At 39.3% G+C, this 10,980-nt stretch carries 8 protein-coding genes; 2 read left to right on the forward strand and 6 right to left on the reverse strand.

What is annotated here, in order from left to right:
- Nucleotides 1-35 precede the first annotated feature (35 nt).
- From OCV61_RS15740 to OCV61_RS15750, 3 genes are read right to left on the reverse strand one after another with little or no spacing between them, the layout of a single operon-like run.
- Entirely contained in the window at nt 36-752 is a 717-nt protein-coding gene (locus OCV61_RS15740; RefSeq protein ID WP_158422616.1) for a hypothetical protein, read from the reverse strand.
- On the reverse strand, nt 749-3,319 hold the full coding sequence (locus OCV61_RS15745) for an RNA methyltransferase (RefSeq protein ID WP_158422617.1): 2,571 nt from the start codon (nt 3,317-3,319) through the stop codon (nt 749-751). The genes OCV61_RS15740 and OCV61_RS15745 overlap by 4 nt, the downstream gene beginning before the upstream one ends.
- Nucleotides 3,312-5,771, reverse strand: a complete 2,460-nt coding sequence (locus OCV61_RS15750; RefSeq protein WP_158422618.1) for a UvrD-helicase domain-containing protein — start codon at nt 5,769-5,771, stop codon at nt 3,312-3,314. Before OCV61_RS15750 ends, OCV61_RS15745 begins: the two co-directional genes overlap by 8 nt.
- Before the next feature lie 404 nt (nt 5,772-6,175).
- On the opposite strand from OCV61_RS15750, the gene OCV61_RS15755 reads away from it, so the two are divergent.
- Together OCV61_RS15755 and OCV61_RS15760 are read left to right on the forward strand one after the other, a co-directional pair.
- Entirely contained in the window at nt 6,176-6,610 is a 435-nt protein-coding gene (locus OCV61_RS15755) for a MarR family winged helix-turn-helix transcriptional regulator (RefSeq protein ID WP_158422619.1), read from the forward strand.
- Nucleotides 6,611-6,665: 55 nt separating this feature from the next.
- A complete protein-coding gene (locus OCV61_RS15760) occupies nt 6,666-8,027 on the forward strand; it encodes an MATE family efflux transporter (RefSeq protein ID WP_158422620.1) in 1,362 nt (453 codons plus the stop codon).
- Between the two features lie 130 nt (nt 8,028-8,157).
- On the opposite strand, the gene OCV61_RS15765 is transcribed toward OCV61_RS15760, so the two are convergent.
- The 3 genes from OCV61_RS15765 to OCV61_RS15775 are packed head-to-tail and all read right to left on the reverse strand — an operon-like array spanning nt 8,158 to nt 10,867.
- A complete protein-coding gene (locus tag OCV61_RS15765) occupies nt 8,158-8,634 on the reverse strand; it encodes a GNAT family N-acetyltransferase (RefSeq protein ID WP_158422625.1) in 477 nt (158 codons plus the stop codon).
- A gap of 50 nt (nt 8,635-8,684) precedes the next feature.
- Complete coding sequence (locus OCV61_RS15770) at nt 8,685-9,536, reverse strand: AraC family transcriptional regulator (protein ID WP_158422621.1); 852 nt, start codon at nt 9,534-9,536, stop codon at nt 8,685-8,687.
- A gap of 14 nt (nt 9,537-9,550) precedes the next feature.
- Nucleotides 9,551-10,867: an MATE family efflux transporter gene (locus OCV61_RS15775; RefSeq protein WP_158422622.1), complete on the reverse strand. Its 1,317-nt coding sequence runs from the start codon at nt 10,865-10,867 to the stop codon at nt 9,551-9,553.
- Between the last annotated feature and the right edge of the window lie 113 nt (nt 10,868-10,980).

The raw sequence follows: 10,980 nt of genomic DNA on the forward strand, positions 1-10,980 counted from the left end.
GTGTAATCCACACACTAAAACGAAAATGCATTTTTTCAAAGTTTGAACTTAGGATCCACATATCCATCCTGACTCATCAGGCTTTCAAGTGCCTTTGCTTTTGCTTTGATTTCGATTGATGCAAATTTGTAGATCTCATCTACTTTATCGTTTACTGCAATAAGAAGCTGTTTTAAGGCATCAAGAATCTCTTTCTCGGTCTCATTCACAATGTCTTCTCCGATGCCTGCGTCCAGGTACTCCAGATATGCAGACGTCAGCTGTAATGTTTCCGGAATATAATAATCATAAAACTGATCCAGATCTGTCTGATACACTCCTTCAAACTTTGTAACTGCATCCTGCAGAACTGGCAGTCTTAAAATCAGTTCCTCATATAATCCTTTTATTTCCTCCGGCAGCTCACAGTGCAGTAAAAGCCTGGCAGCTTCTGTATACCCCTGTAATGTCCGCTGTCCCATCTTCTGTTCAAAAGCTGCAGTATCAAGCGCTGGTCTGGATGGTGCCACTGTTTGTTCTTTTGCTGCCACATGATCCTGTCTATCTTTCATAACAAAGTCACCGCCACTGATTACAGACTCTACAGATCTGTCAAAATCAATGTCATCAAATGACACTTCCATATCCTCAGAATCGTCTGGTACAGAGAAATCTGTTGCTCCTTCGGAATCGTCATGAACATTGGTAATTTTAGGCTGTGCGGCTACGATCCATGCCTCTTTTACATTGATCCAAAATTGTTTTTCTATCATCCCTGTTCACCCTTATAATCTATCCCATATAATGCACTCATACAATAAACAGAATGCGGGCAAAATTCACAGTTTCTTGATCCAGTCTGCTGACCACGGTCATAAAAAATCCCTCTGCGTCCCTCCTGACTCATCAGCATAACTGCATTTTTCCTGGCCTGTTCATAAATTCTTTCATCCAGGAATGTAAGATTCAAACGGTAATTTGTATAATTTTTATCCTTATATGCAGTGTAAGCATCATCCGGTTCCATAACCGGCCACCTTGCAGCATCATCCCTCATCTGACGTTTTTCTGCTTTCCTGATGTTTGGAAATATTTCAAAAACCTGCCCGGCAATCTGCTCGATGGTATACTTTCCCTTCAGCAGCTTATTGAATATCTGAATCAGCCGGACAATCGCCCTGTTCTGCTGATATTCACTTCTATAAGCGGAACTGTCTCCAAGCACATATTCATATACAAAACGCATCGGACATAGCGAGTAAACCAATTTCGCATCATGCTCATACATTTTTTCATTATCTCGAATATCAAAGGAACAATCCAGATGCTTATGCGGATAAATACCGGCTACATATGGCAGCTCCTGTAAACGGGCATCTGTTCCCCGGATTTGTGTATCACTCAATTTATCAAGTAATGTAATGTATGGCGACGGCGAGTATAGCTTTTCGCCCTGTTTTTGTATCCAGGAAATTTCCACATCTTTATTTTTAAGTGCAGTGTATAAGTAATATCGATTTGACAATGGGGTCAACCTGTTATTTTTAATCCAATTGTTAAGATAAGTATTCTTATTACACTCAGCAATTGTTAAAAGTACGTCCTCATCCAGCGGCCAACCATACTTTCCGGCTGCACCGGGCAGTCTGGAAATGTCTGCCAGGCATATATGCACTTTCTCTTTTGCAGCAATCGGTGCCGCTTCAACCTGAAAAATATTAAACACAAGCGTCTGAAGTCCTGCATGGCTCTGTTCTTCATCATCTGTCCTGCCGCCCATGAAAGACAGCAGTGCTGCTGCCAGATCACCCGGGTAGCACAGAAAATCCCTGACCTTCTCACTTTCCAATGCTTCAAATATTTGTTTTACCTTTTCACGTTCTTCCAGATATAGTTCCTTAGGCATACCTTTGTGCATATAAAGCATACCATCCAGTTTATTCATATGTTCATGTATAGAAACCGGCTCATTTCCTCCAAATAAAGCCTTAGCCATCCTTATCAGCTGATCAATAATATCCATCACTTCTGCAATGTGGCTTTCATTTATGGAAAATGCACTAAAATAGCGAAGCGGGTTGCCTAAAGTCTCTTGTTTTCTTTTGTCCTCCGGATCATCTGCCTGAACTGTAAAAACATCCACTGCGTTATGGCAGGCATCTGTAAAATTATCCAGACAAGCCTTCCATTCGTCCACTGTATAACACCCTTCAAAATACGGCAGCAGCCTCTCTAAATCTTCTGTAAAATTCACGCTGCTTTTACCATTAGAAGAAAGCCATCCTGAAGCAAAACACTTTCGCAGTCCATTCTGGCTTAATACAATGCCTTGAAGGTCTTCATCCCACATACGATGCAGTGCATATACAAACTGGCCAATTGGATATGACAACAGATTTCTTGTTTCATACTGTTCAGGATAATAATCCTTCAGCATATTATTCGCAGCCCTATCATCTGCACAATAAATATAATACCCTGCTTCTTTGATACGCGGAATGTCTTCTATAAATTCAACTGTATTATTATATTTAATAATGCTTATATTGGACGCACTGGTCTTTTCACCTGTTTCAAAAATCTCACCCAACGGATTTATCTTTATATCCGCATCCTGTCTGATCCACATTTTCTTTTCAGGAAATCCGTTCTTATGATCATACAAATACTCCCAGATCTGATTGGCATACGGATATTGTTCTTCATCCTGAATCAATGCGTAGATATCATATCCTGCATGCCCAAAGCAGTCAAACACATACTGCTGTATAGGCGTGAGAAACTGAAAGCCATGCCATACGATCTGTTTTCTTCCATGAAACTTAAATATTTTATTTACAGCATCTGAAAAGACGTCTGCATCCTGCAATTCTACTAATCTGTTCCTGAAGTTATGGATCGAATCATCTGCATTCTCAAGCTTCTTCCACATCTCTACAAACAGACGGATATCCCTGGATGGATCCTGGATATCTTCCGGACGAATCCTTGCTTCCTCTAAACGAATCACGTTATTTATTGCAAAATAAAGATTCTTTTTGCATCCAAATAACCAGTCTCTCTCAGATTTGTCTTTTGCAGAACGGATCTTATCCCTGAGAAAATGGTTCAGCACCGTAATATAAGCAAATCTTTGTCCACTGGTATTCCAGCCTGGAAATAGTCTTTGTAAAAAGCCGGAGAATCCCATTATGTTGCGTTGAAAAATACGCATATCAAAAGCCATGCTCCTGGCCATTTCCAAAGACATCGTCAGTTGAGGCAGTGCTGCAATCTGGGAAAAGAAGGATGCTTTTTTCAATTCTGTTATTTTCACATATGTATAGACCCTGTTACTCATCGATCAATCCTACCTTTCTGATCAGTGAAGACCAGCTTTCATAAGAGTCCCAGTCATTGACCAAAAGAATCAATTTATTTACAGCCCTGGTCATAGCTACATAAAACATTCTCGTTTCTTCTGCCATACCTTTTCGTACTGCATCTTTACGCAGCTCATCGTACCAAACACTATTCATATGCTCCGAAAAGTTTCTTTTGTAATACCATGCAGCTTTTTCTTCATTCATTAAAATGGTAGTTTGTTCATGGGGAATTAAGCTTCCATTCATAGCCGGCATTATAACCGTATCATATTCCAGCCCCTTTGACTTATGGACTGTCATAATATAAACACTGGTATAATCATCAGCCATTTCTATATCCGGTTCCATTTCTTCCCGGTTAGTAGAGATCATTAAGGTCAAATATGTATAAAGGTCATATAATGTAGCAAATTCCCCATCCATTCTCTGCTGTATCATCTCCATAAGCTTATCAAGATTCATCTGATAGCTTTTGGCATCAATAAGAGCCTGTCTGTTTTTCCTGGCCTCCGTCCAATCCCCGCCATGCATACGGACTTTATCAAGTGCGATATAATTTTCGATCACACGCTCATTTTCCACAATCTCCCTGATCACAGAAAGTACCGGTCTGATGCGAAATTCCTTTTGATACTTATGCCAGTTTGTATGAACAGTGTAATTCTGAAGATATTCATTCAAAGCCTTCTGATTCCCTTTAAGCTGCTCCATCTCTGTAACGGAAATCATGCTATCATAATCAGCATATGGCGTCATTAGATAATTATATGTATATACAGGCTGATCCACGAAAATATAGGAGCTGATCATTGCATAAAAATCCCGAACTGCTTGCGACAGAAAAAACGGTTTGTCCGAATTTAATACAACGCTCTTTCCGTTTGCCCGACAAAGATTGGCAATCTCTGCTGCTTTTCTGTTACCTCTCACAATAACTGCCACTTTTGTCTGTTCAGAAATCTTCTTTTTGCCTGACCTGACATCCAGTTCAAGATCCTGAAGTGCCTGATTAATAACATTCATGGTTTGCGAAGGTATTTCACTTTTTTTATAGACCATCTCCATATGCACTTCTCCGATATCCTTCTTAAAAGGCCGTACAGATTCTTCATATCGCAGCAAGCCTTCCTGTGACCATGCAAAGAAATACTTCTCCATGATCTTCATTATGTTAGAGCATGTTCTATAATTATTTCTCAGACTGTAATAACGAAGCGTTCCCTTCATCTCCCTCTCAAGAATGTCAAAAGCCTGATCTGTAGCACCTTTAAATGCATAAATACTCTGTTTAACATCCCCAACCACAAATAATCTTGTGCCAATTGTCCTCGCAAGATTTGCAAAGGTGCGTATCTGGGTTGCATCTATATCCTGAAACTCATCAACAAAAAGATATCTCATATCCAAGCCATTACAATCTAACCGCTTATCTAATAAATAATGGCCAAAATCAAAAAACAAGTCATTAATGGAAATAGCATTGGCATCCAGTTTTAACTGTCTGTATTTTTCCTCGAATTGCTTTAATACAACACATAAGATCTTCTGGAAATTTGCGACTACCTGGTTTTGATCCGCATTACCCCAATCCTTTTCCAGGATCTGATCGATCGTATATCCTTTTCTGGTCAGTTCCCGCCAGTAGCTGTCTATCAGCCGACACGCCTCCGAATATGTCATGCCAATCTGTGCATCAATTGATTTTTGTTCGTTAAGACAATCAGAAAGAAGATCCTTGATCAAATCTTTTCGTTCTTTTTCCATGGGTTGAATCTGTAAATCACGGCCAAATCCTACCCCTGTACCAAATCGCCTGAAAAGATCATAAGCAAGGCTGTCAATGGTGCTGATATGCATCTGTGACTGCTGTTCCAGCCATGACAAATACTTTTTATTCTTTGTCAGGGAATACTTGCTTAATAACTTCTCCTGTAGCTTATCATTCATCTGATTGGTTGCTTCGTTGGTAAAGGTGATCATATATATCTCAGACATATTCAGATCAGGAACCATATGCATTAAATACAGGATCCTGTCGATCATAACTGTGGTTTTTCCTGTTCCTGCAGAAGCCTTTACCACGATGTTAGATGCTTTATCACAATGTTCAACCCGGTACTGTGCTGTATTAAATGCATATATGTTATTCTCAAACCATTCAAACAAAGCTCTGTAGTCAGCATCCAAGCCAATACCATCAACCACTTTAGATGATGGTATTGATGCCCAGCCTTCAAAACTGCTAATATCATAGGTCTGCAAAAATAATCCTTTTACAAATCCAGGAAACTCTTTTCGCAAAGCTTCACAATCATGGGTTTCGCCAAACCAGAATACCTTTATTCCATTCAGTAAATATGTCCTGATTTTATCATGATACAGGAGTAGTTCTTCTTTGAAATATAAGATTGAATATCGCGGTTCCATGTCAGCTCCTATCTGCTTCGTAAATGCTGTTCGTCTGTTATCTTCTGATACTATTCATAAGAAATTATTTTTAAAAAACATTTCAAAAATATAGGGGAATCTTTAGCAAAATCCCCCAGAGTTCCACTTGATTGTAGGTAATAGCACCTCGCTATGATTATCGATTATATCATCAATCAGCCTGAAAGTCATCAGAGTTCCATAAACCACTTCTGCAACTTCCCCTCACACTCACCGTACTTGAAAGATGTATAAATCACACCGTTATCTTTCAGTGCATCACACATATTCCGGATCACAGGAAGAATATCCACAGGACTTTTGTCTTGACTTTCTTACCCGCACATCATATTATTTAATACAGTTCAAATAAATACTATATGCAGTAAGGAGGTGCAGCATATATGCGTTCCTCAGCATTCATAACTTTTTTTCACGATGCATTAAACGCTTACAATAAAATGTGCGAACCTATTCTTCACGAATTTGATATTCCACAGGTATCTTTTGATATTTTGATGTTTCTGAACAATAATCCGGATTTATGTACGGCTCAGCAAATAAGTGAATTTCGGAACATAAAAAAGAACTTAGTATCTGTCCATGTTGAGAAACTGGTAACTGCCGGTTATCTGCAACGGGGAACTGTAGCCGGAGACAGGCGCAAAGTTCTGCTCTCCTGCACAGAAAAAGCCCAGCCAATTCTCAAGGCCGGCCTGGAAATGCAGCAAGATTTTAACCAGAAGCTTACTCTGGATATCCCCCAAAAATATATGAATATTTTCAAGGAAATCACCGAATCTATGGCCGCGAATACTCGCCAGATGCTCAATGAATAATGTTAAAAGAATACTTCTAAATGAATAACACAAAACCAAAAAGGAGATATTGCCCATGCAAAATAATAAAAATTTTCTAGGTACAGAACCTATTGGAAAGCTTCTTCTCAAACTGTCTATTCCCACAGTAATTGCCCAGCTTATCAATATGCTTTATAACATCGTAGACCGAATCTATATCGGGCACATCCCTGGTGATGGCAGTCTGGCTCTTACCGGTGTAGGCGTCTGTATGCCAATCATTATGATCGTATCTGCTTTTGCTGCCCTGGTCAGCTCCGGCGGTGCACCAAGAGCATCTATTTACATGGGAAAACAGGACAACCAATCAGCGGAGAAAATATTAGGCAGTTGCTTCTTTCTCCAGATTATCGTTTCAATTATTCTGACTGCCGCTTTACTGTTATGGGGCAAAGATATATTGCTGGCCTTTGGTGCCAGTGAAAATACCATCAGCTATGCATCCAATTACATGCGTATCTATGCCTTCGGTACACTGTTTGTTCAGCTGACTCTTGGTATGAATGCCTTTATTACTGCTCAGGGATTCACAACTATTTCGATGGTTTCCGTTCTGATCGGTGCTATTTGCAATATTGTTTTAGATCCTGTATTTATCTTTGCCTTCCACATGGGGGTAAAAGGTGCAGCCCTGGCAACTGTAATATCACAGGCAGTTTCTACGCTTTGGATCATCTTGTTTCTTTGTGGTAAAAAGACACAGCTCCATCTTAGGAAAAAATACATGCGCCTTGTGCCAAAGGTCATTCTCCCTTGCGTTGCACTTGGACTTGCTCCATTCATCATGCAGGCAAGCGAAAGTGTTGTAACCGTTTGTTTTAATTCATCCCTGCTCCGTTATGGAGGCGATATTGCCGTGGGAGCAATGACGATCTTAACCAGCGTTATGCAATTTGCTATGCTTCCTCTTCAGGGAATCGCACAAGGAGCACAGCCTATTTCCAGTTACAATTACGGAGCAAAAAATGCAGACAGGGTAAAGAAAACTTTCCGTTTACTGTTGATTACCTGTTCCGCATATGCTGCATTACTCTGGGCATCCGTACAGCTTGCCCCAAGATTATTTGTAAGTATTTTTACTGCTGATGCAAGTCTTATTGATTTTACTGCACCAATGTTAAAAATCTATCTGGGTTCTATGCTCCTGTTTGGTATCCAGATTGCGTGCCAGATGACATTTACCTCACTTGGCAAAGCAGTCTGCTCTATCATTGTTGCCGTTGTCCGCAAATTTGTACTATTGCTTCCGCTTATCTATATCATGCCTCATGTTGTATCCAATCCAACTGCAGGCGTATATATGGCCGAGCCTATTGCTGATCTGATCGCAGTGACCTTTACATCTGTTTTATTTGCAGGTCAGTTCAAAAAAACACTTGCAGAAATTCAGAATTAAGCACTATAAAAATAATAACCTGATTGCCATAGTAAACTACTTGGCAGTCAGGTTATCAACACATCCCAAATCTATCATATGAATCCATTAAGGATTGTAAGTAATGCTCCAACTATTTTCGTATCGTACATCAATCGGATAAAATATATTCCATCTGTCTTTCTTTTGTTTTCATTCCCATTTTTTCATAAAATTTTTCAGCTGAAGTATTTCCTGTCCATACATTTAATGTCACTTCATAGCAGCCCAGCCGCTTCGCTTCGTTTTTTACATAGTTAAACAGACTTTCTCCGATATGCTGACCTCGCTCCTGTTGATCAACACATAAATCATCAATAAAAAGAGACTTAAACGGCACCATATTGTTTGAAAATGGCTGTTCCCGTAATTGGCAAAATGCATAACCTACACAAACATCTGCCTTGTTCACTGCAACATAGATTGGATTCTCTTTGTTTTTCAAAAGCGCTTTCAATTCGTCTACCGTATATTTTGTTGTACCCGGAATGAAAATATCAGGCCTTATATCGGCATGAATTTGTAACACCTGTCCCAGTAATTCAATAATCCTTGGAATGTCTCTTTCTTCTGCTTTTCTGATCATTATTTTTGTCTCCTTCATATATACATCAAGCTGATCCCAGTGTGCCACCCTCTTTAATTTTTTCTATATTTTAACGGCGACACTCCGTATGCTTTTTTGAAACTTCTGATAAAATAGCTTACATTCTGATAACCACTTTGCATGGCTGCCTCTGTAACAGAAATATCAGTGTCTTGCAGCAGCTGTTTTGCATGCTCTAATCGTAAATATGTCACATATTGTGAAAGGGTAATATGAAAATGTTCCTTAAAATACCGGGATATATATTTTTCTGAAAGATGAAACTGTGCCCCAAATTCCCTTAACAATATCTTCCCTGTAAAATTCTGCTGTATATACGAAACCATCTCTTTTTCTATCGTATTTCTGCCGCTGGTATCATTTTCAACTATAAATCCCTGTTTCCACATTTCAAGGATAATTTGTAAAAGAACTATTTTCGTTTTGATCTGAGCAGTTATTATTGACTGGCTTTCATCATTTTCTGTCACATATATCTCAATTAACTGCTGGCATAGTTCTTTTACCGTATCTTTCACTCTTGGAGTTATCATCAGATGACCGCTGTTTAATGGCTCAAGCAATCGCTCATCTAACATGTCATCTGTACGAAAGGATATATATTTTAACGGAAAAAGAAAAGTAAAATAATCCACAGCACCAGCCTGTGAACCCATAAAATGCAGATTGCCCGGTGACACTACAAAGGCATCCCCAGGTTTTCCTATATAGTTCTCACCTGATATACTTACAGTCAGAAGGCCACTTTTTACATATACAATTTCAAATTCATCATGCCAATGCACCGGTACCTGAAATGACCTGCCCCCATTCCTCATATGATATATACTAAATGGATCGTCCTTTGTACCATGTGGTTTGTTTTCCTTTAATTCAAAGTACATAATCTCTCCTAAGGTTATACAAGACTCTTACTTTTCCATTTTCCACTCTTCCATCTAAGTACCATTCCAACGGCTCTGGCACATTCATCTGCTGCCATGGCAATATAGGATCCTACCGCCAGAAGTCCCATATGTATTCCGAGAAAGTATGTCCCGCCAACAGCAAACAGATACATAAAGATTGCCCCCATTATAACAGGAAAAAGTGCATCTCCGCTGGTTTTTAACGCCTGTCCGTATACAAGATTTGTCACCCTTCCAAATTCAAGGAATATGTCTACTATTAACAACTTTACCACAAGATTTATCATTTGTGTATCATTTGTAAATAAATGCACTATAAAATGTCCGGACAGTGCAAATGTGATAGAAAAGCAGGCGGCTGTTACAAGACCATAGAACACAGCTTTTCTCGTACCCCTGTCACAGTCTTCAAACTCCTTTGCTCCAATTCTCCAGCCGGTCATAATCGCATTCGCCTGTGCAAGTGCAGCACCTACACAATACGAAAAGTTTGAAATCTGCAGAGTATATGAACGAGCTGTAACATTCATTCCATTGGCATCCATCTGATTCATAAAACGCACGATGAATGTCAGTGCCACATTATAAAGTGCTGTTTCAAAAGCAGAAGGAAAACCTATCTTAACAATCTGCGCAAGTATCCTTCGTGGTGCAATACGCTGAGGATTCTGCTTTGCTTTTATAAGTACAGCTCCCATAATCGCTACAATAATAAGATTGACAACCCTTGAAATAACTGTGGCAACAGCAACTCCCATAACTCCCCAGTTAAATATAAACAAGAATACCGAGTTCAGTATTAAATTAAGAACATTTCCAACAATAGTTCCTATTAATGAATGCTTTGTATATCCAAACACTCTCAAATAACTGGCAAAAATAGGAATAAGTGCATTTAAAAAACATGCACCTCCAACAATTTTAAGGTATGTTTCCGCCGGCTCAAGCAAAGCCGGGGCAATACTTACGATTCTAAGTATATTGCCAGAAAAAGCAGCAAGAACAATAGACATCAGAATACCTATCACTGCATTAAATATCAGTCCAAGCTGTCTGGCCTGATATGCGATCCCAGGTCGTCCTGCTCCAATATTTTGTGACATAACAGCTATCATACCCGATGATATTACTCCAAACATAATGATAAAAACGCCTATATATGTATTTGCTGTTCCCACTGCTCCCACCGCCTGATCACTGACAGACGATAACATAAGTGTATCCACCATACCAGAAAGCATATATAACAAAGTTTCCAGGCATATCGGTATCGATAATTGCGTTAGTGTTTTTCTTTCAACTGCCATATTTTTCTCCTCACATACTATCTCCAAAATAGGCGTTTGCGAAACGCCACAACACCGCATAAATACGGCATTTTTTGTTACCTAAAAACAAATAACTCCTCACTGGACATGGT

Origin of the sequence: Blautia ammoniilytica (assembly GCF_025566965.1) — a bacterium.
In the GTDB taxonomy this organism is placed as follows: domain Bacteria; phylum Bacillota; class Clostridia; order Lachnospirales; family Lachnospiraceae; genus Blautia_A; species Blautia_A ammoniilytica.

Coding starts and splice junctions, on each gene's coding strand:
- OCV61_RS15770 (WP_158422621.1), bottom strand. CDS start 9,536: ATGTACTTTGAATTAAAGGAAAACAAACCACATGGTACAAAGGACGAT.
- OCV61_RS15750 (WP_158422618.1), bottom strand. CDS start 5,771: ATGGAACCGCGATATTCAATCTTATATTTCAAAGAAGAACTACTCCTG.
- OCV61_RS15755 (WP_158422619.1), top strand. CDS start 6,176: ATGCGTTCCTCAGCATTCATAACTTTTTTTCACGATGCATTAAACGCT.
- OCV61_RS15740 (WP_158422616.1), bottom strand. CDS start 752: ATGATAGAAAAACAATTTTGGATCAATGTAAAAGAGGCATGGATCGTA.
- OCV61_RS15760 (WP_158422620.1), top strand. CDS start 6,666: ATGCAAAATAATAAAAATTTTCTAGGTACAGAACCTATTGGAAAGCTT.
- OCV61_RS15745 (WP_158422617.1), bottom strand. CDS start 3,319: ATGAGTAACAGGGTCTATACATATGTGAAAATAACAGAATTGAAAAAA.
- OCV61_RS15775 (WP_158422622.1), bottom strand. CDS start 10,867: ATGGCAGTTGAAAGAAAAACACTAACGCAATTATCGATACCGATATGC.